General features: G+C 66.9%; 22 protein-coding genes. 17 read left to right on the plus strand and 5 right to left on the minus strand.

Annotation, left to right across the window (positions count from 1 at the left end):
* Positions 1 to 53 precede the first annotated feature (53 nt).
* The 3 genes from mnmH to VXM69_RS27725 all read left to right on the plus strand — a co-directional run bounded on the left by mnmH (position 54) and on the right by VXM69_RS27725 (position 2,755).
* On the plus strand, positions 54 to 1,181 hold the full coding sequence (gene mnmH / locus VXM69_RS27715; protein ID WP_034186966.1) for a tRNA 2-selenouridine(34) synthase MnmH: 1,128 nt from the start codon (positions 54 to 56) through the stop codon (positions 1,179 to 1,181).
* Positions 1,178 to 2,236: a permease gene (locus VXM69_RS27720; protein WP_034186965.1), complete on the plus strand. Its 1,059-nt coding sequence runs from the start codon at positions 1,178 to 1,180 to the stop codon at positions 2,234 to 2,236. The genes mnmH and VXM69_RS27720 overlap by 4 nt, the downstream gene beginning before the upstream one ends.
* 96 nt (positions 2,237 to 2,332) lie before the next feature.
* Complete coding sequence (locus VXM69_RS27725; RefSeq protein ID WP_034186964.1) at positions 2,333 to 2,755, plus strand: hypothetical protein; 423 nt, start codon at positions 2,333 to 2,335, stop codon at positions 2,753 to 2,755.
* 37 nt (positions 2,756 to 2,792) lie between these two features.
* Here VXM69_RS27725 and VXM69_RS27730 read toward each other — a convergent pair whose 3' ends face one another.
* Both VXM69_RS27730 and nodI read right to left on the minus strand, forming a co-directional pair.
* Positions 2,793 to 3,626: an ABC transporter permease gene (locus VXM69_RS27730; protein ID WP_034186963.1), complete on the minus strand. Its 834-nt coding sequence runs from the start codon at positions 3,624 to 3,626 to the stop codon at positions 2,793 to 2,795.
* Between the two features lie 12 nt (positions 3,627 to 3,638).
* Complete coding sequence (gene nodI, locus VXM69_RS27735; protein ID WP_034186962.1) at positions 3,639 to 4,553, minus strand: nodulation factor ABC transporter ATP-binding protein NodI; 915 nt, start codon at positions 4,551 to 4,553, stop codon at positions 3,639 to 3,641.
* A gap of 332 nt (positions 4,554 to 4,885) precedes the next feature.
* Here nodI and VXM69_RS27740 point away from each other — a divergent pair, with 332 nt between their 5' ends.
* Positions 4,886 to 5,383, plus strand: coding sequence for a universal stress protein (locus VXM69_RS27740; RefSeq protein ID WP_034186961.1), 498 nt, complete (start codon positions 4,886 to 4,888; stop codon positions 5,381 to 5,383).
* Between the two features lie 83 nt (positions 5,384 to 5,466).
* Here VXM69_RS27740 and VXM69_RS27745 read toward each other — a convergent pair whose 3' ends face one another.
* From VXM69_RS27745 to lexA, 3 genes are read right to left on the minus strand one after another with little or no spacing between them, the layout of a single operon-like run.
* On the minus strand, positions 5,467 to 6,171 hold the full coding sequence (locus VXM69_RS27745; RefSeq protein WP_367189557.1) for a DUF2939 domain-containing protein: 705 nt from the start codon (positions 6,169 to 6,171) through the stop codon (positions 5,467 to 5,469).
* Between the two features lie 29 nt (positions 6,172 to 6,200).
* The gene (locus VXM69_RS27750; RefSeq protein WP_006476078.1) at positions 6,201 to 6,536 is read right to left on the minus strand and encodes a hypothetical protein; all 336 of its coding nucleotides are present in this window, start codon (positions 6,534 to 6,536) and stop codon (positions 6,201 to 6,203) included.
* A 26-nt stretch (positions 6,537 to 6,562) separates the two neighbouring features.
* On the minus strand, positions 6,563 to 7,210 hold the full coding sequence (gene lexA, locus VXM69_RS27755) for a transcriptional repressor LexA (protein WP_006754655.1): 648 nt from the start codon (positions 7,208 to 7,210) through the stop codon (positions 6,563 to 6,565).
* Between the two features lie 264 nt (positions 7,211 to 7,474).
* Here lexA and VXM69_RS27760 point away from each other — a divergent pair, with 264 nt between their 5' ends.
* The 13 genes from VXM69_RS27760 to VXM69_RS27820 all read left to right on the plus strand — a co-directional run bounded on the left by VXM69_RS27760 (position 7,475) and on the right by VXM69_RS27820 (position 23,830).
* Positions 7,475 to 8,512 (plus strand): sulfate ABC transporter substrate-binding protein, encoded by a 1,038-nt coding sequence (locus tag VXM69_RS27760; RefSeq protein WP_034186958.1) that lies wholly within the window; start codon positions 7,475 to 7,477, stop codon positions 8,510 to 8,512.
* Between the two features lie 121 nt (positions 8,513 to 8,633).
* Positions 8,634 to 9,527 carry a sulfate ABC transporter permease subunit CysT gene (gene cysT / locus VXM69_RS27765; RefSeq protein ID WP_226228735.1) on the plus strand — a complete coding sequence of 298 codons (894 nt, stop codon included), beginning with the start codon at positions 8,634 to 8,636 and terminating at the stop codon, positions 9,525 to 9,527.
* Positions 9,524 to 10,465, plus strand: coding sequence for a sulfate ABC transporter permease subunit CysW (gene cysW / locus VXM69_RS27770; protein ID WP_034186956.1), 942 nt, complete (start codon positions 9,524 to 9,526; stop codon positions 10,463 to 10,465). Before cysT ends, cysW begins: the two co-directional genes overlap by 4 nt.
* A 13-nt stretch (positions 10,466 to 10,478) precedes the next feature.
* Positions 10,479 to 11,537, plus strand: coding sequence for a sulfate/molybdate ABC transporter ATP-binding protein (locus VXM69_RS27775; RefSeq protein WP_034186955.1), 1,059 nt, complete (start codon positions 10,479 to 10,481; stop codon positions 11,535 to 11,537).
* 75 nt (positions 11,538 to 11,612) lie between these two features.
* Positions 11,613 to 12,539: a CysB family HTH-type transcriptional regulator gene (locus VXM69_RS27780; RefSeq protein ID WP_034186954.1), complete on the plus strand. Its 927-nt coding sequence runs from the start codon at positions 11,613 to 11,615 to the stop codon at positions 12,537 to 12,539.
* Positions 12,540 to 12,871: 332 nt separating this feature from the next.
* Positions 12,872 to 13,258 carry a DUF805 domain-containing protein gene (locus tag VXM69_RS27785; RefSeq protein ID WP_367189558.1) on the plus strand — a complete coding sequence of 129 codons (387 nt, stop codon included), beginning with the start codon at positions 12,872 to 12,874 and terminating at the stop codon, positions 13,256 to 13,258.
* A 313-nt stretch (positions 13,259 to 13,571) separates the two neighbouring features.
* Positions 13,572 to 14,522, plus strand: coding sequence for a sugar ABC transporter substrate-binding protein (locus tag VXM69_RS27790; RefSeq protein ID WP_034186953.1), 951 nt, complete (start codon positions 13,572 to 13,574; stop codon positions 14,520 to 14,522).
* Positions 14,523 to 14,667: 145 nt separating this feature from the next.
* A complete protein-coding gene (locus VXM69_RS27795) occupies positions 14,668 to 16,281 on the plus strand; it encodes a sugar ABC transporter ATP-binding protein (RefSeq protein ID WP_367189559.1) in 1,614 nt (537 codons plus the stop codon).
* Positions 16,278 to 17,297, plus strand: a complete 1,020-nt coding sequence (locus tag VXM69_RS27800) for an ABC transporter permease (protein WP_367189560.1) — start codon at positions 16,278 to 16,280, stop codon at positions 17,295 to 17,297. The genes VXM69_RS27795 and VXM69_RS27800 overlap by 4 nt, the downstream gene beginning before the upstream one ends.
* 35 nt (positions 17,298 to 17,332) lie before the next feature.
* Complete coding sequence (locus VXM69_RS27805) at positions 17,333 to 18,364, plus strand: LacI family DNA-binding transcriptional regulator (RefSeq protein WP_034186950.1); 1,032 nt, start codon at positions 17,333 to 17,335, stop codon at positions 18,362 to 18,364.
* Complete coding sequence (gene rbsK / locus VXM69_RS27810; RefSeq protein ID WP_059557763.1) at positions 18,361 to 19,290, plus strand: ribokinase; 930 nt, start codon at positions 18,361 to 18,363, stop codon at positions 19,288 to 19,290. Before VXM69_RS27805 ends, rbsK begins: the two co-directional genes overlap by 4 nt.
* Before the next feature lie 301 nt (positions 19,291 to 19,591).
* On the plus strand, positions 19,592 to 21,361 hold the full coding sequence (locus tag VXM69_RS27815; RefSeq protein WP_124669099.1) for a methyl-accepting chemotaxis protein: 1,770 nt from the start codon (positions 19,592 to 19,594) through the stop codon (positions 21,359 to 21,361).
* A 546-nt stretch (positions 21,362 to 21,907) separates the two neighbouring features.
* On the plus strand, positions 21,908 to 23,830 hold the full coding sequence (locus VXM69_RS27820; RefSeq protein ID WP_034186948.1) for a PrkA family serine protein kinase: 1,923 nt from the start codon (positions 21,908 to 21,910) through the stop codon (positions 23,828 to 23,830).
* Positions 23,831 to 23,916 lie beyond the last annotated feature (86 nt).

The raw sequence follows: 23,916 nt of genomic DNA on the forward strand, positions 1-23,916 counted from the left end.
CCTTCCGTGCCCATGCGGCTCTTCGAGCCGCATCGCCCCTGTTCGACGCCAAATTGAAGAACCTGATTGTCACCCTCGATCGCGCCGGCGAGTTCGACGAGATCATCGACGTGCGCACGCCGCTCGAGTTCGCCGAGGATCATATCCCCGGCGCGCTGAACGCGCCCGTGCTCAGCAACGAGGAGCGCGTGCTCGTCGGCACGATGTACCGCCAGGTATCGCCGTACGAGGCGACGCGCGTCGGGGCGGCGATGGTCGCGCGCAACATCGCGCGCCATCTCGACACGACGTTCGCCGACCGGCCGCGCAACTGGCGGCCGCTGATCTACTGCTGGCGCGGCGGCAAGCGCTCGGGTTCGATGACGACCTGGTTCAACCTGATCGGCTGGAAGGCGCGCCAGCTCGACGGCGGGTACAAGTCGTACCGCCAGTCGGTGTGCGCGACGCTCGATTCGCTGCCGACGCGCTTTCGCTACATCGCGCTCGTCGGCCATACCGGCTGCGGCAAGACGCGCCTGCTGAACGCATTGCGCGACGTAGGCGCACAGACGCTCGATCTCGAGGCGCTCGCGTGCCATCGCGGCTCGCTGCTCGGCGCGCTGCCGGGCAAGCCGCAGCCCGCGCAGAAGGGGTTCGATTCGGGGCTCGTCGAAACGCTTGCACGTTTCGACCCCGAATGGCCGGTGTTCGTCGAATCGGAAAGCCGCAGGATCGGGCTCGTGCAGTTGCCGATCGCGCTGATCGAAGCGTTTCATGCCGGCCCGTGGGTACATGTCGAGGCGGCGCACGACGAACGGATCGCGTTCCTTCTCGACGATTACGCGCACCTGTTCGACGAACCGGACGCGTTCAAGGCGCAACTTCATCGGCTGATCGGCCTGCATAGCCGTGAACAGGTGACGCACTGGAAGGCGTTGATCGATGCGAACGCGCGCGCCGAACTGTTCACCGAACTGATCGACAGGCATTACGATCCCGCCTACGCACGAACCTACCGCGCGGTCTACAACAAGCCGAACCGGGCGCTGACGTTCACGTTCCGGCCCAACGCCGCCGACGTGCGCGATCAGGCGCGCACGCTGCTGGCAGAACTCGCGCGAGCCGGGTTGCCCGCATCGGCCGCGCTTGCCGCAGGCACGCAATCCAAAACCGACAAAGACCAATCGACGACTACACGATGACGACCACACGCACCCAACCCAATCCGGCGCTCGGCTGGATGACCTTCCTGCTGATCGCGGTCGCGGGGCTGTTCTATGTGAAATGGTTTCCGTACTACAACAAGGCGTTCGTCGCCGCCGAGCACCATTCGATCGGCCAGTCGATCCTGATGGGCACGTCGGCGAGCGCCCCCGAGCCGTCGTTGAAGGCCGCGCTCGACTACGCCTGGGCGTACGGCAAGGCGATCTGGCAGGCGATGGTGCTCGGCCTGCTGCTCGGCTCGGCCGTGCAGGCGCTGCTGCCCGCGCACTGGGTCGCGCGCGTGCTGGGCCGGACCGGATTCGGCAGCGTTGCCGCGGGCGGCCTGCTGTCGCTGCCCGGGATGATGTGCACGTGCTGCGCGGCGCCGGTCGTCGCGGGGCTGCGCGCACGCCATGCGTCGCCGGGCGGCGCGGTCGCGTTCTGGCTCGGCAACACGGTGCTGAACCCGGCCGCGCTGGTGTTCATGGGTTTCGTGCTCGGCTGGCACTGGAGCGCGCTGCGCCTCGTGCTCGGTATCGCGATGGTGTTCGGGATCGGCTATCTGCTGAACCGCATCGCGCGGCCTGAAGACCGCAGCATCGACGATGCGCAGCTCGCCGCGCTGGCGGCCGAGCAGGCCGCGGCCGGCAATCCGTTCGTCCGCTGGGTGAAGCTGCTCGCGCGCATGGCCGTGCGACTCGTGCCCGAATACATCGTGCTCGTGCTGCTGCTTGGCGCCGCGCGCGCATGGCTGTTCCCGCATATCGGCCCGGACATCGGCAATCATCTCGGCTGGATCGTCGCATTCGCGGTCGCGGGCATGCTGTTCGTGATCCCGACGGCCGGCGAGGTGCCGATCATCCAGGCGATGCTGTCGCTCGGCATGGGGGTCGGCCCGGCCGCCGCGCTGCTGATGACGCTGCCGCCGATCAGCGTGCCGTCGCTCGCGATGCTCGCGCGCTCGTTCAAGCCGTACATGCTGGCGATCGTCGCGACGCTCGTTGTCGTATTCGGGATCGTGAGCGGCTTGCTCGCGCTCGCGCTCGGGTTCTGACGCGCGCAGGCCCGGTGCGATAGCCGTATTCATATTCATCCGGCGCCGCCGCTTCACGCGCGCGGTGCCCTTTACAAGAAGCAAACAGGAAAACGCATGACCCAACCGAAGATTCATCCTCGACTCGAAAAGGCGCTGACGCGCGGCGATCTCGCGATCCGCCAGGCCAATTCCGCGCGGGCGACTGCCGTGTTGAACGCACTCGGCACGATGATCATCGAGGCCTCCGCAACGATCGGCGTCGAGGCCAGCATCGACATTCCGCAGGGCGACCGCATTTACGATCCCGTCAACGGCGTGTGGCCGCAGAAGATGCTGGTGTCGTTCGACGGCCCGGTGGAGGAGGCCGACAAGGAAGAGCTGCGCTCGGTCTATCTGGTGGCCGACGATCCGGGTACGCAGTTCCGCGTCGAATGGCATCGCGCGGACGGCAAGCTCGGTCGCCAGGAAGGCGGCCCGCTCGCGACCGTCGCGTTCCTGACCGACGTCGAGATCCCGTGGAGCGACGACGACGAGTAACGTCGTCGCATCAGACCGGCGCCTGGTGCGCCGGCCGTCAGCGCATCATCCGCCGCCGGAACAGCCACGCGGACAGCACGAATCCGCCGACCGCGTAACCGGCGAGCACCGCGACGTGCAACGCGATGTCGGTTGCCGGGCGGCCGAGCATCGCGGGCCGGATCAGTTCGACCGCGTTCGCGAGCGGCAGCGCCTGCGCCGCGTGCTGGGCGACCGGCGGCAACTGCGTGATCGGGAAGAACACGCCCGACAGCAGCAGCATCGGCGTCAGCACGAGCGTCTGATAAAACATGAAGAAATCGTAGGACGGCGCAAGCGCCGTCACGATCATCGCGACGCTGGCAAACGCGAGGCCCGCGAGCGCGATCACGGGCAGCGCCGCGAGCATCGACGGAAATCGCGCATAGCCGAGCGCACCCGCGACCAGCATGATCGCGACCCCCGACAGCATCGCCTTGCTGGCCCCCCAGACGATCTCGCCGAGCACGATGTCGCCGAGCGCGAGCGGCGTATGCATGATCGCTTCCCAGGTACGCTGCACGTGCATCCGCGAGAAACCCGAATACATCGACTCGAAGCTCGCGGACATCATCACGCTCGACCCGACCGTGCCGGCCGCGAGGAACGCGATATACGACACCCCGTCGACGTGGCCGAGCATCAGGCCGAGCCCGAAACCCAGCCCGAACAGATAGATCATCGGATCGGCAAGATTGCCGAACATCGATGCGAGCGCGAGCTTGCGCCAGACGAGATAGTTGCGACGCCAGACGGCAATCCAGTTGGTGGCGTTCGCGGGCATCGCGATCGCGAAGCGTGATTCGCGCGAAGGCGCGGACGGTGTGGCGGCGGAATAGTTGCGCACGTCCATGATCGATCAGTCCTAGTCCTGCATTTCGCGGCCCGTGAGCCGCAGGAATACATCTTCCAGATTGGCCGGGCGGTGCAGATAGCGCAACCCCGTGCGACCCTTGAGTCTCGCGCTGAGCGGCTCCGCGTCGCTCACATAGCAGAACAGCGTCTCGCCGCTGATCTCGGTGCGCTTCGCGAATGCCGACAACTCGTCGCGCAGCGCGGCCGGATCCGGCCCGTAGATCTCGATCACGTCGCAGCCGATCTCCGATTCGATCAGCGCGTGCGGCGCGCCCTCGGCGATCTTGCGGCCTTCCTCGATCACGCATAGCCGGTCGCACAGGCGTTCGGCTTCTTCCATGAAGTGCGTGGTGATCAGGATCGTCTTGCCGCGCGCGAGCAGCGAGCGCAAGCGCTCCCACATCAGGTGCCGCGCTTGCGGATCGAGGCCCGTCGTCGGTTCGTCGAGCACCAGCACGTCGGGATCGTTGACGAGCGCGCGGGCGAGCGTGAGGCGACGCCGCATGCCGCCCGACAGTTCACCGACCTTCGCCTCGGCCTTGCTCTCGAGCTTCGCGAATTCGAGCAGTGGCGGCACGAGTGCGCGCGCGGCTTGCGCCGATATCCCGAAATAGCGGCTGAACACGAGCAGATTCTCGCGGACGGTGAAGTCGGGGTCGAGATTGTCGAACTGCGGGACGACACCGACGCGCTGGCGTGCATGCCGCGCACGCGACGGAACCGGTTCGCCGCACAGGGAAATGGTGCCGGCATCGGGATGCGCGAGACCGAGCAGCATCTTCAGCGTGGTGGTCTTGCCGGCGCCGTTCGGGCCGAGCAGGCCGTAGCATTCGCCGGCCTGCACGTTGAAGGACAGGCCGTTGACGACGAGCTTGTCGCCATAGCGTTTTTCGACGTTGCGGAAATCGATCGGTGCGACGGACATGGGCATGTTGTCGTTGTAAGCGGGCGCGCGTGGCTATCCGATGCGTGGCCGGCAAGCGAACGGATCGCGCGAATGCGTGTCACACGGGCATGACCGAAGCGCGCGACGCCGGCGTGGCGATGGCCCGCTGGAGTACGAACGGGCCATTCTAGTGCATCGGCTGCGTCTCTTCAGGGCATGCCTGCACGGTGCGATGCATGCGGGCACCGATCGTGCACTGCATCATCGCGCACGCGCCGAGCGGGGCGAATCAGCGTTTTCCATCCCTTGCATCCTGAATTGCGGCGCACCATGATGAATGCGTAGGCTCGTTGTCGCGATAGGGAGGTTTCATGGCCAGTTACAACAAGATTTTGCTGTGTTACGACGGCACGCTCGAAGGGCGCAAGGCACTGCGCTGCGGTGCCAATCTCGCAATGGACCTGAAGGCGGAGACGCACTTGCTGTCGGTTGTCGACATGCGTTCGAGCATTGCGCAAAGCGCAGGTCTGCTGACGGACGTCGCGTGCGGCCGGTTCGAGGAAACCGCGCGGGAAATCCTGCAGGAAGGCGTGAACTGGCTGCGTGAGCGCGGCGTGCAGGCCGAAGGCCATTTCGCATTCGGTTATCCGATCGACGAAATCGCGAATCTCGCGACGGAACTGAAGGTCGATCTCGTCGTCGTCGGCCACCGGTGCCGCAGCGGGCTGTCGAGATGGTGGATGGGGTCGGGCAATACGCAGCTGCTCGATCGCGTGAACTGCAGCATCCTGGTGGCGTGTTCGTCCGCGCAGGAGCAGAAGGAAGAAATCGCGCGCGAGCGTGAAGCGGCCATCGCGAACGGCAAATGATCGAATGATGCGATGACGGCCCGACCGGCGCTGCGAGCCGGTCGGGCGCCGCTGCATCAGCGGTGCGGGTACCGCGCAGCCTGCTACGCGTGCAGGTCGATCGCGGACAATTTCCACGAGAACAGGCCGAAGCGGTGGAATATCGCCGCATAGCGCGTGCCGTCGGCGGTGCGCTGGTACGTGACGACGAATTCATCGATATTCCGGTATCCCGCGCTGGTTTGCTGCTGATGCGGCGGATGCGTTGCATCGCCCGCGCTGGCCGGCGCGGCAGACGTGGATGCGGGTGATGACGCAGCTGTTGCGGCCGCGTTGCTGACGGGGCCGGCGGCGCTCGCCGGCGCCGGACGGGCGGGCGTGTCGGCTGACGCATCGACTTGCGGCTGATTCGACCATTCGGGCGGACGCTCGCCCGGATTGCCGCGCGGCGGCAATCCGCTCATCAGCGCGGCCACGCCCTCCGGCGTCGCGTACGCATCGACCAGCGGGCCGATCAGTGCGGACCCGATCAGCGCGCCGATCACCGCGAACGGATTGTTCTTCTTCACCGCGTCGATCCGGCGCATCAACTCTTCAGTCACCTGCTGCTTCAGGCTGATGCGCAGCGACGGAAAATCGACGTATTCGCTGATGGCCTGCGCGTCGCGCGCGTCGATCGCCGATTTCAGGCGACCGAGCGCGACGTACGGCGACGCGTACGCGTAGCCGACCGCCGCCACGACGGCGACGGCCAGCACGACGATCAGCAGGGGCTTGAGCCGCCATGCGCGGCCCGACGATCCAGTCACGTTGCCTCCGGTGCGGGGATGTTCCGCAATCAGAGACCACCCGGCGTAGCCGATCGTTCCTCCGCGATGCAGCGGTCGATCATCCGGCATACGGCGTCGATCGTGCCGACCATGATCAGCCGCGAACGGCCGTGATAGACGCGCACCGGCGCCCGGCGCGCGGGTTCCGCATGATTCAGGCCGGCGTTCAGCGATACCCGCGCGAACGCGGGGAGCGCCGACGGCAGCAGGGACGCCTGCCGTTCGACTGCGACTTCTTCTTGCACGGGCGCGGCCGCGGACAGCGGTGCGCAGGGCGTGCGGCCGCGCAGATGACGCAGGCGGCCGAATTGACGGAAAGGCAGCAGACGGGCAAGGCGTTCCATGATGTTCTCCTCAGCGAGACGGAATGTCAGAGTTCGCCTGATCGGATCAGTCCGACGGCGATGCCTTCCAGCGCGAACTCCGCGCTGCCGGCCTTGACGAAGATATTTTCGTAATCCGGGTTCTCCGCGATCAGCTCGAGACCGCCAGGCCGGCGCATCAGGCGCTTGACCGTGACGTCGTCGCCGAGACGCGCGACGATGATCTGGCCGTCCTTTGCCTCCGTGCGCTTCTGCACGGCGAGGAGGTCGCCGTCGAGAATGCCGGCGTCGCGCATCGACAGGCCGCGCACCTTCAGCAGGTAGTCGGGCTTGCTCGTGAACAGCGCGGGATCGCACGCGTAGTGCTGCGAGATGTGCTCCTGCGCGAGGATCGGGCTACCGGCCGCGACGCGGCCGACGAGCGGCAGCGACAGCTGCATCAGGCCGGCGTGCGGCAGCGTGAACTGATGCGGGGCGTCGTCGATGCCGAGCAGGCGGATGCCGCGCGACGCGCCGGCGGCCAGCTCGATCACGCCCTTGCGCGCCAGCGCGCGCAGGTGCTCCTCGGCCGCATTCGGCGAACTGAAGCCCAACTCGGCCGCGATCTCGGCACGGGTGGGCGGGAATCCGGAGCGCTCGATCGCGCGACGGATCAAGTCGAACACTTGCTGCTGACGGGCGGTGAGTTTGGTCATGGCTCAACTGTATGGATAGACAGTGAGCTGTATTTTTATACAGTACTTCGCGAATTTCAAGTGTTACGTGAGGTTCGACGCGATCGCGCCGGTTCCGGCGTGATTTTGCGACGCCCCGACGGCGGTTTATCTGCCGCAACCGTCCGTCCCGTCTGCGTTAGCACTTTTGAGTATTAAAAAATGAGGAACGATTATTTTTAATCATGTAACCCGTTCGCTAGACTGGCCCGACATCGCAATACCGACAACACTGGAGAACCAAGGATGGCGAAGCGCAATACGGGGCTGGTGGGCGGAGTGGGCCGCCTGATCGCAACACTCGCGCTGGGCGCGGCGGCGGCGCTGGGCGTCGCGACGCATGCCCAGGCCGATACGACGTTCCTGAACGTGTCGTACGACCCGACGCGCGAGCTGTATCAGGACTTCAACCAGGCGTTCGGCAAGGAGTGGAAGGCGAAGACGGGCGAGACCGTCAACTTCAAGCAGTCGCACGGCGGGTCGGGCGCGCAGGCGCGCTCGGTGCTCGACGGCCTGCAGGCCGACGTCGTCACGCTGGCGCTCGCGTACGACATCGACGCGCTCGCGAACAAGGGGCTCGTGAACAAGGACTGGCAGAAGCGCCTGCCCGACAACGCGTCGCCGTACACGTCGACGATCGTGTTCCTGGTGCGCAAGGGCAATCCGAAGGGGATCAAGGACTGGGACGACCTGACCAAGCCGGGCATCTCGATCGTCACGCCGAACCCGAAGACGTCGGGCGGCGCACGCTGGAACTACCTGGCGGCATGGGCGTACGCGGTGCACAAGCCGGGCGGCAACGAGCAGACGGCCAAGGAATTCGTCACGAAGCTCTACAAGAACGCCGGCGTGCTCGATTCGGGCGCGCGGGGCGCGACGACGAGCTTCGTGCAGCGCGGCATCGGCGACGTGCTGATCGCGTGGGAAAACGAGGCATTCCTGTCGGTGAAGGAATTCGGCACCGACAAGTTCGAGATCGTCGTGCCGTCGGTGAGCATCCTGGCCGAGCCGCCCGTCGCGGTGGTCGACAAGGTGGTCGACAAGAAGGGCACGCGCAAGCTGGCCGAAGCGTACCTGAACTTCCTGTACAGCCCGCAGGGCCAGGAGATCGCGGCGCGCAACTACTACCGGCCGCGTTCGAAGAACGTGCCGGCGGAACTGACGAAGCAGTTCCCGAAGCTGAAGCTGTACACGGTCGACGACACGTTCGGCGGCTGGACGAATGCGCAGAAGACGCATTTCGCGGACGGCGGCGTGTTCGACTCGATCTACAAGCCGCAGTAACGCCATAACGACAGCGGCGCGCCACGCAGCGCGCCGCCTCCCCGACGGCCCGCCGGCGCGATTCACTGCGCCGGCGTTTGCGTCGGACCCGTGAGCAGCATCGACCCAGCAAGAGCATCCGATGACGACGTACACCTTTCGCAAGCCGAGCGCGCTGCCCGGTTTCGGCGTGACACTCGGCATCACGGTGGCCTATTTGAGCCTCGTGGTGCTGATCCCGCTCGCCGCCACGTTCCTGAAGACCGCGACGCTGTCGTGGGACCAGTTCGTCACCGCCGTCACGTCGCCGCGCGTGCTCGCGTCGTACCGGCTGACGTTCTCGGCCGCGCTCGGCGGCGGGCTGATCAACGCCGTGTTCGGCTTCCTCGTCGCGTGGGTGCTCGTGCGCTACACGTTCCCGTTCAAGCGCCTCGTCGATGCGATCGTCGACCTGCCGTTCGCGCTGCCGACGTCGGTCGCCGGCATCTCGCTCGCGGCCGTCTACGCGACCAACGGCTGGGTCGGCCAGTATCTCGCGCCGCTCGGCATCAAGATCGCGTTCACGCCGGCCGGCGTGCTGGTCGCGCTGACCTTCATCGGGCTGCCGTTCGTCGTGCGCACCGTGCAGCCGGTGCTCGAGGATTTCGAGCGCGAGCAGGAGGAAGCGGCCGCATGCCTCGGCGCGTCGCGCTGGCTCACGTTCCGCCGCGTCGTGCTGCCGGCCGTGCTGCCGGCGCTCCTCACCGGCTTCGCGCTCGCGTTCGCGCGTGCGCTCGGCGAATACGGCTCGGTGATCTTCATCGCCGGCAACGTGCCGATGAAATCCGAGATCACGTCGCTGCTGATCATCACGAAGCTCGAGCAGTACGACTACGCGGGCGCGACCGCGCTGGCGGTCGTGATGCTGGTCGTGTCGTTCCTGATGCTGCTGCTGATCAACACGCTGCAGTGGTATCTGCAGCGGCGGACGAGCAAGGGCGCAAGCGGCCCCGCGCCCGCCACCGTTGCCGCCGTCGCGGCAGGAGGCCAGCAATGAGCCAGGAGGCCACCGTCGTGCTGAAAACCCCGTCGCCGGCCGTGCGCGCCACGAAACGGCTCGATCCCGTCAGCGAGTCGCGCGTCGTGCGCTGGCTGCTCACGGGCATCGCGCTGGCGTTCCTCGCGTTCTTCCTCGTCGTGCCGCTCGCCGCGGTGTTCGTCGAGGCGCTGCGCAAGGGCGTCGGCTTCTATCTCGAATCGCTGGCCGATCCCGACGCGTGGTCGGCGATCAAGCTGACGCTGACCGTCGCCGTGATCGCCGTGCCGCTGAACCTCGTGTTCGGCGTGTGCGCGTCGTGGGCGATCGCGAAGTTCGAATTCCGCGGCAAGGCGTTGCTGACGACGCTGATCGACCTGCCGTTCTCGGTGTCGCCGGTGATCTCGGGCCTCGTGTACGTGCTGCTGTTCGGCGCGCAGGGCTGGCTCGGGCCGTGGCTGCAGAACCACGACGTGCAGATCATCTTCGCGGTGCCGGGCATCGTGCTCGCGACGATCTTCGTCACGTTCCCGTTCGTCGCGCGCGAGCTGATCCCGCTGATGCAGGCGCAAGGCACCGACGAGGAGGAGGCCGCGCGCGTGCTCGGCGCGTCGGGCTGGCAGATCTTCCGACGCGTGACGCTGCCGAATGTGAAGTGGGGCCTGCTGTACGGCGTGATCCTGTGCAATGCGCGCGCGATGGGCGAGTTCGGTGCGGTGTCGGTCGTGTCGGGCCATATCCGCGGCCAGACCGACACGATGCCGCTGCACGTCGAGATCCTGTACAACGAATACAACTTCGCGGCGGCGTTCGCGGTGGCGTCGGTGCTGGCGCTGCTCGCGCTCGTCACGCTCGCGCTGAAGCTGATCGCCGAGCGTCATCTCGCCGCCGAACTGGCCGGCGCGAGCGACACCGCGCCCGCACATGCCGGCCCCGCCGCCGTTTCGTCGAAATCGTAAAGAGGCAACCAGAATGGGTATCACCGTCCGTAACCTTCAGAAGCGCTTCGGCGATTTCACGGCGCTCGACAACGTATCGCTCGACTTTCCGCCGGGCGAGCTGGTCGCGCTGCTCGGGCCGTCCGGCTGCGGCAAGACCACGCTGCTGCGCGTGATCGCGGGCCTCGAGCACGCGGACGCCGGCCAGGTCGTGCTGCAGGGGCTCGACGTCGCGTCGGTCGGCGCGCGCGACCGCCAGGTCGGCTTCGTGTTTCAGCACTACGCGCTGTTCCGCCACATGACCGTATTCGAGAACGTCGCGTTCGGGCTGCGCGTGAAGCCGCGCCGCGAGCGGCCGTCGGAAGCCGTGATCCGCGAGAAGGTGCACGAGTTGCTGAAACTGGTGCAGCTCGACTGGCTCGCGCAGCGCTATCCGTCCGAACTGTCGGGCGGCCAGCGCCAGCGTATCGCGCTCGCCCGCGCGCTCGCGGTCGAGCCGAAGGTGCTGCTGCTCGACGAGCCGTTCGGCGCGCTCGACGCGAAGGTCCGCAAGGAGCTGCGCGGCTGGTTGCGCCGGCTGCACGACGACCTGCACATCTCGACGATCTTCGTCACGCACGACCAGGAGGAGGCGCTGGAAGTCGCGGACCGCATCGTCGTGCTGAACCGCGGCCACGTCGAGCAGGTCGGCAGCCCGCAGGACGTCTACGATCATCCGCAAAGCGCGTTCGTGTACGAGTTCCTCGGCGCGGCGAACCGGCTGCCGGGCACGGTGGCCGGGCGCGGCTTCGTGGCCGAGGGCGCGGCCGCGCCGATCGAGGTCGACGCCGATTTCGCGGGCCCCGCGAATGCCTACGTGCGACCGCACGACCTGCAGCTGTGGCCGGCGGGCGAAGGGCACCGGGACGGCATCGCGGTGGACGTGCGCCGCGTGATCCCGCTCGGCGGTTCGGTGCGCGTGGAGCTCGAGGCGCGCGCGGGCGGCGCGCTCGAGGCGGAACTGGATCGCGATGCATGGCGTGCGCTGTCGCTGCAGGTCGGCGACGGTGCGACGGCCGTGCCGCGCGCGGTGCGTGTCTTTCCCGCGCGTTGACGAGACAATACAGGGCAGGGGGCGGGACATGCTCCGAATCGACAATCAAACAACGACAGCCTAAGAGGCATACCCATGAATTTTCAGCAATTGCGGTTCGTGCGCGAAGCGGTGCGCCAGAACATGAACCTGACGGAAGTCGCGAACGTGCTGTATACGTCGCAGTCGGGCGTGTCGAAGCAGATCAAGGATCTCGAGGATGAACTGGGCGTCGACATCTTCATTCGGCGCGGCAAACGGCTGACGGGGCTCACGGAGCCCGGCAAGGCGGTGCATCAGTTGATCGAGCGGATGCTGCTCGACGCCGAGAACCTGCGCCGCGTCGCGCGCCAGTTCGCCGACCAGGACAGCGGCCATCTCGTCGTCGCGACGACGCACACGCAGGCGCGCTACGCGCTGCCGAAGGTGATCCGGCAGTTCACCGAGGTGTTCCCGAAGGTGCATCTGGCGTTGCGCCAGGGCAGCCCGCAGCAGATCGCGCAGATGATCCTGAACGGCGAAGCCGATCTCGGCATCTCGACCGAGGCGCTCGACCGCTATCCGGACATCGTGACGTTCCCGTGCTATTCGTGGCATCACACGGTCGTCGTGCCGAAGGGCCATCCGCTCGTCGGCCGCGAGAACCTGACGCTCGAGGAAATCGCCGAGTATCCGATCATCACGTACGACCAGGACTTCACGGGCCGCTCGCACATCGACCAGGCGTTCACGCAGGCGGGCGCCGTGCCGGACGTCGTGCTGACCGCGATCGACGCGGACGTGATCAAGACCTACGTCGAACTCGGGATGGGGATCGGCGTCGTCGCCGCGATGGCCTATGATCCGCAGCGCGACACAGGGCTCGTCGCGCTCGATACGCAGCACCTGTTCGAGGCGAGCACGACGCGCGTCGGGCTGCGCAAGGGCGCGTTCCTGCGCGCCTATGCGTATCGGCTGATCGAGATGTTCGCGCCGCACCTGAACGAAGCGGAAATCGCGGGGCTGTTGCGCGAAGCCGTTTGACGGTTGCGCGCTTCGCGCGCCGTCCGGGCCGTTGCCGCGGATGGCGCGTCGTGCGCGCACGGCACCGAACACCCGGCGGCGGCGAAATGGCCGCCGGCGCGATGGCCTGATTCATCGAACCATCGGCTGTGCCCGCCGCTCCCGGCCGGGCCCTTCGCCGGATGCGGCGTTCAGCATGCGTTCTCCTGCCGACAGAACAACCAGAAACGGCACGGGCGAACGCGTCGATCCGGTTTCGGCCTCCCGGCCGGGCCATGATTCGGAAGATATGATTCAATGCGCGTGCATGGTCTGATGGCGGGCGTTCACGCCGCACGACGAAGGGGCGAGCAATGAATCCGATATGGTTTCTCTTTTCCTTCAAAGGCCGGACCGAGCGCCTGCCGTGGTGGATCTACTCGCTGGTTTCCGGGTTGATCGGCGCGTTCCTCGATGCCGGTTCGCGCGGCTCACCGGACGACGATCTGCCGCTGGCAGTGGTGCTCGTCGCCGGCGCGATCGCCGTCGTGGCAACGTGGTCGTGGCTGGCGGTTACCGTGAAGCGGCTGCACGACATCGACAAGTCGGGGTGGTGGGCGCTGCTGCTCGTCGTGCCGATCGCCGGCGCGATCGCGTTGTTCGTGATGAACGGTTTCATCGCCGGTACGCCGCATGCGAACCGCTTCGGCGAGCCGCCGTCGGTCGATGAAGCGACGCCTGCGCCGCGGGACCCTGCGTGATGCGCGGCAAGCCGCGACTGTCGCATTTGCGCGTCGTGCAGCCCGATCGCACACTCCGAATAAACCCTTAAATATTGATCAGACAGGTTGCGCGGCGAAGCGAATCGGTACAGCATAGCCTTCACTCCGCCGGCGTCCCGCCGGCGGTGGCGCGTCAACGACAGCACGCGCCAGGCAGTCGGCCGTCTGCCTCGCTTCCATTCCGTGGTACCGATAGCAGCATTGATGGCCATTGCCCGGGTAGTGTGGCGCAAACGTTTGCTCACATTAAAACAACAGTCCGGCCCGACGGGCCAGTCGCCAGGAGATGTGTATGAATGTCCGCTTTCGCCGTCGCTTCCTGACCGCCGCGCTCGCCGCCGTCGCGGTCGCCGCCGCCCCGGCCGTCCACGCGCAGTCCGCGGCCAAGCCGAAGGTCGCGCTCGTGATGAAGTCGCTCGCCAACGAGTTCTTCCTGACCATGGAAACCGGCGCGAAGGATTACCAGAAGCACAACGCGAATCAGTTCGACCTGATCACCAACGGCATCAAGGACGAGACCGACACCGCGAACCAGATCCGCATCGTCGAGCAGATGATCGTGTCGAAGGTCGATGCGATCGTGCTCGCGCCGGCCGACTCGAAGGCACTCGTGCCGGTCGTGAAGAAAGCCGTCGATGCGGGCATCGTCGTCGTGAACATCGACAACCGGCTCGATCCCGACGTGCTGAAGTCGAAGAACCTGAACGTGCCGTTCGTCGGCCCGGACAACCGCAAGGGGGCGCGCAAGATCGGCGACTACCTCGCGAAGCGGCTGAAGGCGGGCGACCAGGTCGGCATCGTCGAAGGCGTGTCGACGACGACCAACGCGCAGCAGCGCACGGCCGGCTTCCAGGACGCGATGAAGGCGGGCGGGATGAAGGTGGTGTCCGTGCAGTCGGGCGAATGGGAAATCGACAAGGGCAATGCGGTGGCTGCCGCGATGCTCAACGAATACCCGAACCTGAAGGCGCTGCTGTGCGGCAACGACAACATGGCGATCGGCGCCGTGTCGGCCGTGCGCGCGGCCGGCAAGCAGGGCAAGGTGCTCGTGGTCGGCTACGACAACATCAACGCGATCAAGCCGATGCTGAAGGACGGCCGCGTGCTCGCGACCGCCGACCAGTACGCGGCGAAGCAGGCCGTATTCGGCATCGACACGGCGCTGAAGGCGATCGCCGAGCATCGCAAGCAGGCCGACATGTCCGGCGTGGTCGAGACGCCGGTGGATCTCGTGACGAAGTAACGCGACTCCGGTCCGGCCGCCGCCCTCAAGAATCCGGCGTGGCGGCCGTTATCCGGAGTGAGCGCGATCACGGCCACTGCATGCACATGCACTTGTGAGCGTCATACCCGCGCGCCGCGTGCGCGCGGCCGCAATCAGGATCGCGATGGAACCGACCTTCCAACCCTCCCGTTCAGCCCAACCCGTGCTGTCCGTATCCGGCATCGGCAAGACCTATGGCGAACCCGTGCTCGCCGATGTCACGCTGACGCTCGAGGCGGGCCAGGCGCTCGCGCTGACGGGCGAGAACGGCGCCGGCAAGAGCACGCTGTCGAAGATCATCGGCGGGCTCGTCGATCCGACCACCGGCACGATGCAGCTCGGCGGCCACGCCTACGCGCCGGCGAGCCGCACGCAGGCCGAGGCGCTCGGCGTGCGCATGGTGATGCAGGAGCTGAACCTGCTGCCGACGCTGACGGTGGCCGAAAACCTGTTCCTGAACCGCCTGCCGCGGCGCTTCGGGATCATCGATCGCGCGCGGCTGCGCGAGGACGCGCGGGCCGCGATGGCGCAGGTCGGGCTCGATGCGGTCGATCCCGATACGCCGGTCGGCGCACTCGGCATCGGCCATCAGCAGATGGTCGAGATCGCGCGCAACCTGATCGGCGACTGCCGCGTGCTGATTCTCGACGAGCCGACCGCGATGCTGACCGCGCGCGAAGTCGAGCTGCTGTTCGAGCAGATCGACCGGCTGAAGGCGCGCGGCGTCGCGATCGTCTATATCTCGCACCGTCTCGAGGAGCTCGCGCGTGTCGCCGAGCGCGTCGCGGTGCTGCGCGACGGCCGGCTCGTGCACGCGGGCGACATGGCCGCGACGACGTCCGACGGGCTCGTCACGCTGATGGTCGGGCGCGAGATCGGCGAGCAGATCGAGCTCGGCGAGCGCCACATCGGCGCGCCGCGGCTCGTCGTATCGGGGTTCACGCGCGGGACGGCCGTGCGCGACGTGTCGCTCGAGGTGCGCGCGGGCGAGATCTTCGGCATTTCGGGATTGATCGGCGCGGGGCGCACCGAGTTGCTGCGGCTGATCTACGGCGCCGATACGCCGGATGCGGGGATGATCGCGGTCGGCCAGCCGCCGAAGCCGGCGAAGATCGATTCCCCCGTCGACGCGGTGAAGCTGGGCATCGCGCTGATTACCGAGGATCGCAAGGGTGAAGGGCTGCTGCTGTCGCAGTCGATCACCGCGAACGTGTCGCTCGGCCAGCTCGACCGGCTCGCGCGCGGCGGCATCGTCGATGCCGCACGCGAGACGGCGCTTGCCGAGCAGCAGATCGACGCGTTGCGGATCCGCACGCACGGTGCGGCGCAGGCGGTCGGCGAGCTGTCGGGCGGCAACCAGCAGAAGGTCGTGATCGGCCGCTGGCTCGCCCGCGACATGGGCGTGCTGCTGTTCGACGAGCCGACGCGCGGGATCGACGTCGGCGCCAAATTCGAGATCTACACGCTGATGGGCGCGCTCGCGCGCGAAGGCCGGTCGCTCGTCGTCGTGTCGAGCGACCTGCGCGAGCTGATGCTGATCTGCGACCGGATCGGCGTGATGTCGGCCGGCCGCATGACCGCCGTGTTCGAGCGCGGCAACTGGACCCAGGATGCGCTGCTGGCCGCGGCATTCGCCGGCTTCGGCCGCGAGACGCCGCCGGGCGGCGCGCAACATCCGGACGCGGGGCAGGCGCCAGGCGCCGCCCCCGGCAATTCGACGACAGGACCCCAGCAATGACCCAGCCTCCCGTATCCCCGACCGACGCAGGCGCCCAGCAGGACGTGACGGGGCGCCGCGCGCGCACGCTGTCCGGCACGCGCCTCGGCCTGTCGAACTATCTCGGGCTCGCCGGTGCGCTCGCCGCGATGATTGCGCTGTTTTCGGTGTTGAGCTCGCATTTCCTGACCTACGATACGTTCAGCACGATCGCGAACCAGATTCCCGATCTCGTCGTGATGTCGGTCGGGATGACCTTCGTGCTGATCATCGCCGGGATCGACCTGTCGGTCGGCTCGGTGCTCGCGCTCGCCGCGTCGATGGTCAGCGTCGCCGCGCTGAAATGGCAGTGGGGGCCGCTGCCGGCCGCGCTGATCGGGATCGCGGTCGCGACCATCACGGGGGCGCTGACGGGGGCGGTCACGGTCGGCTGGCGAATTCCGTCGTTCATCGTGTCGCTCGGCGTGCTGGAGGCCGCGCGCGGCCTCGCGTACCAGCTGACGAATTCGCGGACGGCGTATATCGGCGACGCGTTCGATTTCCTGTCGAACCCGATCGCGCTCGGCATCTCGCCGGCGTTCCTGATCGCGGTCGCGGTGATGATCGCGGCCCAGTTCGTGCTCACGCGCACGGTGTTCGGGCGCTACCTCGTCGGGATCGGCACGAACGAAGAAGCCGTCCGACTTGCCGGGGTTAACCCGCGTCCGTATAAAATTCTCGTATTCGCGTTGATGGGGGCGCTCGCGGGGCTTGCGTCGCTGTTCCAGATTTCGCGGCTCGAGGCGGCCGATCCGAACGCGGGCGCGGGTCTCGAACTGCAGGTCATCGCGGCCGTCGTGATCGGCGGCACGAGCCTGATGGGCGGGCGCGGCTCGGTGATCAGCACGTTCTTCGGCGTGTTGATCATCTCCGTGCTGGCCGCGGGGCTGGCGCAGATCGGGGCGAACGAGCCGACGAAACGGATCATCACCGGCGCGGTGATCGTGGTGGCCGTCGTGCTCGATACGTATCGCAGCCGGCGCGCGCGCGCGCGGTAGAAAGACAGACAGAACAGACCAGAGAGAAACGGGAAATGGCGACGATCAAGGATGTGGCAGCCATGGCGGGCGTGTCGTTTACGACCGTCTCGCACGTGGTGAACAATTCGCGGCCGGTGTCCGCGGATGTGCGTGCGAAGGTCGAGGGCGCAATCCGCGAGCTCAATTACGTGCCGTCGGCCGTGGCGCGCTCGCTGAAGGCGCGGGCGACGGCGACCATCGGCCTCGTCGTGCCGAACAGCACGAATCCGTACTTCGCGGAGCTTGCGCGCGGCATCGAGGATCAGTGCGCGGCCAACGGCTATTGCGTGTTCTTCTGCAATTCGGACGACGATCCCGTGAAGCAGCGCAACTACCTGCGCGTGCTGCAGGAAAAGCGCATCGACGGGCTGATCGTCGCATCGGCCGGCGAGGATGCGGTGCTCGCGCAGACGCTCGCCGATATCCATGCGCCGCTCGTCGTCGTCGACCGCAACATCGAGGGGCTTGCGGCCGACCTCGTGCAGATCGACCACGAGCGCGGCGCGTACCTCGCGACGCGCCACCTGCTCGAACTCGGGCACGCGAAGATCGGCTGCATCACGGGGCCGACCGACACCGCCGTCAGCGCGATGCGCGTGCACGGTTTCATCCGCGCGATGGCCGAGCGCGGCGTCGACATCGTGCCGGGCGCGATCGCGGAAAGCGACTTCTCGTGCCTCGGCGGCTATCACGCGGCGTCGCGGCTGTTCGAATCGGTGCGGCCGAGCGCGATTTTCGCGGGCAACGACCTGATGGGCGTCGGCGCGCTGCGCGCGGCGGCCGAGCGCGGGCTGCGCGTGCCCGACGACTGCTCGATCATCGGTTTCGACGATATCGAGTTTTCCCGCTACACGTATCCCGCGCTGTCGACGGTCGGCCAGTCGGTGCGCGCGCTCGGCGAAATGGCCGCGCAGACGCTGATCGAGCGGATCGGCGGCGGCTCGACGGCCGTGCCGAGCCGTCGTCGCGTGGTGTCGCCGCGCCTCGTGCTGCGCGAGTCGACGGCGGTCTATCGCGAGCCGCCCGCGTCGGGCGGCCGCGCATGACGGCGCCCGCAGCGGGTGCCGGCCGCGTCACGGTGGTCGGCAGTCTCAACATGGATCTCGTCGTGCGGGCGCCGCGACTGCCGCTGCCGGGCGAAACGCTCGCCGGGCATGCGTTTGCCCAGGCGGCCGGCGGCAAGGGCGGCAACCAGGCCGTCGCCGCCGCGCGGCTCGGCGCGCAGGTCGCGATGATCGGTTGCGTCGGCGCGGATGCGCACGGCGCGGCATTGCGCGCGGGCCTGGAAGCCGAGGGCATCGACTGCACCGGGCTCGCGACGAGCGCGTCGGCGTCGACCGGCGTCGCGCTGATCGTCGTCGACGACGCGAGCCAGAACGCGATCGTGATCGTCGCGGGCGGCAACGGCGAGGTTACGCCCGCGACGGTTGCACGGCACGAGGCCGCGCTGGCGTCGGCCGACGTGCTGATCTGCCAGCTCGAAACACCGCCGGACGCCGTATTCGCGGCGCTGTCGGCCGGGCGGCGGCTCGGCCGCACGGTGGTGCTCAATCCGGCGCCGGCCGTCGCGCCGCTGCCGGCGGGCTGGCTGCCGCTCGTCGATTACCTGATCCCGAACGAGGTCGAGGCGGCCGCGCTGACCGCGCTGCCGGTGCGCGACCCGGCGGAGGCGGAAACCGCCGCGCGTGCGCTGCAGGCCGGCGGCGCGCGCAACGTGCTGGTCACGCTCGGCGCGCGCGGCGTGCTCGCGCTGACGGCCGACGGCGTCGCGCGGCACTATCCGGCGCCGGTCGTGCAGGCCGTCGACACGACGGCGGCGGGCGATACCTTCATCGGCGGTTTTTCCGCACGGCTCGCGGCCGGCGCGGATGTCGATGCGGCCATCCGCTTCGCGCAACGTGCGGCGGCGCTGTCGGTCACGCGGGCGGGCGCGCAGCCGTCGATTCCGACGCGCGCCGAACTGGCCGACTAGGGCCGGATCGCCGGCTTCCGTTTCCCGATTTCGGCCGGCCGTCTCGTGCGACGGGCCAGCCGGCCGGTCGTGCTTGCGGCAACGTGCCCGCAGGTCGCCGGGCCTCCCCCCCATCCATTTCTCGAATTGGCCCGAATTTGCATCATTCGTTCAGCTATTTGTAATATACAGACGAATAATTCGAAAAAATCACGCCAAAACCATCAAGTTGTGCGTCGCGCAGTCGTAAATGCAACAAGTGAAGCAATGCTTCCAGCCAACGGGCCCGGCCCGTTCATGACGACGCAATACAGGATGGATGATGGTGTTCAGGAACCTGACGATTCGTGCGCGCATCGGTTTGACGATGGCGTTTCTGGCGATGCTGCTGGGCGTAACCGGCGTGCTCGGGCTGTACGGGATGACGCGTTCGAACGTGTCGACGCGCGAGATTTTCACGAACCAGATGCCGAGCGCGGTCGACGTGGCGGTAGCGGAAATGTTTTCGGCACGCGAACGGCTCGCACTCGATCGCGCGGCGCTGCTGGCCGGCACGCCCGAGTCGGCGGCCGCCGTCGAGCGCAGCCGCGCGATGCGCGCGCAGTCCGACGCCTGGTGGCAGAAATACCTCGCGCTGCCGCGCGGCCCCGAGGAAGACCGGCTCGCGCAGGACGTCGCCGCGAAGCGCGTGGCGCTGCAGCGCGCCTGCGACGCGTTCGCGAGCCTGCTCGGGGCGGACCAGCGCGATCGCTTCGGCGACGGCGCCAAGCAGCTCCAGGCGCTCTATACCGACCTCTCGGTGGCCGGCGAAGCGCTGCGCAACTTCCAGTTCACCAATGCGCAAGTGCTCTTCGATCAAGCGGAATCGGTGTTCGACACGCTGCGCGTACTGTCGATCGTCGCGCTGCTGGCCGGTGTCGGCGCCGCACTGCTGTCATGGGTGGCGCTGAGCCGCGCGATCGGTCGCCCGATCGCCGACGCGCTGTCGCATTTCGACGCGATTTCCGCCGGCGACCTGCGCCGGCCGATCGTCGTGGAACGGCGCGACGAGATGGGCCAGCTTCTCGAAGGGCTCGCGAAGATGCAGCGCGGGCTGGTCGACACGGTGCGCACCGTGCGCGGCGGCAGCGAGTCGATCGCGACCGCGGCGCGCCAGATCGCGGCCGGCAACATCGATCTGTCGTCGCGCACCGAGGAGCAGGCCGCCGCGCTGCAGGAAACCGCGTCGAGCATGGAACAGCTGACCGGCACCGTGAAGCAGAACGCGGACAATGCGCGCCAGGCAAGCGCGCTGGCCGCGAATGCGTCGGAGATTGCAAACAAGGGCAATACGGTGGTCGGCCAGGTCGTCGGCACGATGGGCGAGATCAACGACAGCTCGGCGAAGATCGCCGACATCATCGCAATCATCGAGGGAATCGCGTTCCAGACCAACATTCTTGCGCTGAATGCGGCCGTCGAAGCCGCGCGTGCGGGCGAGGAGGGCCGCGGCTTCGCGGTCGTCGCCGGCGAGGTGCGCAGCCTCGCGCAACGCTCGTCGAGCGCGGCGAAGGAAATCAAGGCGCTGATCGACGCGTCGGTGGAGCGCATCCGCACCGGTTCGACGCTGGTCGACGAAGCGGGGCGCACGATGAGCGACGTGATCGGCGCGGTGCAGCGCGTGACCGACATCATGGGCGAGATCGCGGCGGCGTCGGAGGAGCAGAGCGGCGGGATCGACCAGGTGGCGCGTGCGGTGGCGCAGATGGACGAAGTCACGCAGCAGAATGCCGCGCTCGTCGAGGAAGCCGCTGCCGCCGCGCAGTCGCTCGACGAGCAGGCCGGGCGCCTGCGCGAAACGGCGGCGGTATTCCAGCTCGACGACGAAACGGCGCGCGCCGTCGCGCCGGTTGCGGCGCGTCGCGTGACGCACGTTCCGCGCTCGCCTTCCGCAGCGGTTGCCGCGCCCGTGCAGCCGGCCGCGCGCGACGATCGCGATGCACCGCCGCAGCGCACGGCCGCCCCGATGCCCGCGCGCAAGCCCGTCGCGGCCGCTGCCGCGCCGGCACCGGCTGCCGCCACCGCCGGCGGTGACGACTGGGAAACCTTCTGATTCGCGCGTGCCGCGCATCTATCCCCATTTGGTGACGAACGACGCCCGCGACATGCGGGCGTCGTCGTTTGCGCGGCGGACGCGACGTGACGGGTGCGAACGCACGATCGCGTATCGCCGCGTGCATCGCGCGGCCCGCATCGATGGATGCGCGGCGGCGTGCGTGTCATGTTCCCGCATCCGTCGTACGGGTATCTCCGTAAGGGCGCTGCGAAAAAAATTTGTAACGGTGCACGCGGCGTGTCATCGCACGCGGCTGCTCGAACGTATAGGGATGAAGGGAGGCGGTGACGACGTCGGATGTCTCCAACGCACAAGACGTTTCGTCGTTCGACGAGAGGTGGCGGATGCAGTTTCTGCGGCTCGGGAGATCGATTGTAAAACGACGAAATGCGTTGTCAAAGCGATGTTGTCGAGAATGACGAACTTCATACGAAGAGTTCGTGAAAAAAAATAAGAAAGGGTTTAGGATGAATTCGAACGCGCTTGCTTCTGCGCAGTCGTACGAAGGCAGGCACGTCTTCAGACTTAGGCGAGGGAGGTAGCATGGATATTTACAGCAGCTTCGCGAACCGCTTCGAAAAAACGCGAGAGGAAGAGCTCTCGCTGGAGGAGTATCTCGCGCTCTGCAAGAACGATCCATCCGCGTACGCGACGGCTGGTGAACGCATGCTGGCAGCAATCGGGGAACCTGAACACATCGACACCCGCAACGATCCGCGCCTGTCGCGCATCTTTGCGAACAAGGTCATCAAGGTCTATCCGGCGTTCCGTGAGTTCTACGGAATGGAGGAAGTGATCGAGCAGGTGGTCGCGTATTTCCGCCATGCCGCGCAAGGGCTCGAAGAGAAGAAGCAGATCCTCTATCTGCTGGGCCCGGTGGGCGGCGGCAAGTCGTCGATCGCCGAGCGTCTGAAGCAACTGATGGAGCGCGTGCCGTTCTATTCGCTGAAGGGCTCGCCCGTCAACGAATCGCCGCTCGGGCTGTTCGACTACGACGAAGACGGCCCGATCCTCGAGGAACAGTACGGCATCCCGCGCCGCTACCTGAAAAGCATCCTGAGTCCGTGGGCCGTCAAGCGCCTGCACGAATACAACGGCGACATCCGCCAGTTCCGCGTGGTGCGCCGCTATCCGTCGATCCTGCGGCAGATCGGCATCGCGAAGACCGAGCCGGGCGACGAGAACAACCAGGACATCTCGTCGCTGGTCGGCAAGGTGGACATCCGCAAGCTCGAACAGTACGCGCAGGACGATGCCGACGCCTACAGCTACTCGGGCGGCCTGTGTCTCGCGAACCAGGGCCTGCTCGAATTCGTCGAAATGTTCAAAGCGCCGATCAAGGTGCTGCATCCGCTGCTCACCGCGACACAGGAAGGCAACTTCAAGGGCACCGAAGGCTTCGGCGCGATTCCGTTCGACGGCGTGATCCTCGCGCACTCGAACGAGTCGGAGTGGAAGGCGTTCCGCAACAACCGCAACAACGAGGCACTGCTCGACCGGATCTTCGTCGTGAAGGTGCCGTATTGCCTGCGCGTGTCGGAAGAAACCAAGATCTACGAGAAGCTGATCCGCAACTCGTCGCTGGCCGAAGCCGTGTGCGCGCCGGGCACGCTGAAGATGATGTCGCAGTTCTCGGTGCTGTCGCGCCTGCACGAGCCGGAGAATTCGAGCCTGTTCTCGAAGATGCAGGTGTACGACGGTGAAAACCTGAAGGACACCGATCCGAAGGCGAAGTCTTACCAGGAGTATCGCGACTACGCGGGCGTCGACGAAGGGATGACCGGCGTGTCGACCCGCTTCGCGTTCAAGATCCTGTCGCGCGTGTTCAACTTCGATTCGAGCGAGGTCGCGGCGAACCCCGTGCACCTGATGTACGTGCTCGAACAGCAGATCGAACGCGAGCAGTTTCCGCCGGAAATCGAGCAGAAGTACCTGTCCTTCGTGAAGGACGTGCTCGCGTCGCGCTACGCGGAGTTCATCGGCAAGGAGATCCAGACGGCCTACCTCGAGTCGTATTCGGAATATGGTCAGAACATCTTCGACCGTTATGTCACGTATGCGGATTTCTGGATCCAGGATCAGGAATTCCGCGACCACGATACCGGCGAAAGCTTCGACCGCGCCGCGCTGAACGCGGAGCTGGAGAAGATCGAGAAGCCGGCGGGCATCAGCAATCCGAAGGATTACCGCAACGAGATCGTGAACTTCGTGTTGCGCGCGCGGGCGGCGAACGCCGGCAAGAACCCGGTGTGGACGAGCTACGAGAAGTTGCGCGTCGTGATCGAGAAGAAGATGTTCTCGAACACCGAGGAACTGTTGCCGGTGATTTCGTTCAACGCCAAGGGTTCGGCGGAGGAGCAGCGCAAGCATGAGGACTTTGTGAACCGGATGGTCGCGAAGGGCTATACGCCGAAGCAGGTGAGGCTGCTTTGCGACTGGTACCTGCGCGTGCGCAAGTCGTCATGACGCGCGCGGTTCCGCGCCCGTACGGCGAGTCCGTACGGGCACTTTCAGAGACGCCGCCCGCATGACGGGAGACGGCATGTGCGGCG

The organism is Burkholderia sp. Ed8, assembly GCF_040761425.1.
Taxonomy (GTDB): domain Bacteria; phylum Pseudomonadota; class Gammaproteobacteria; order Burkholderiales; family Burkholderiaceae; genus Burkholderia; species Burkholderia seminalis.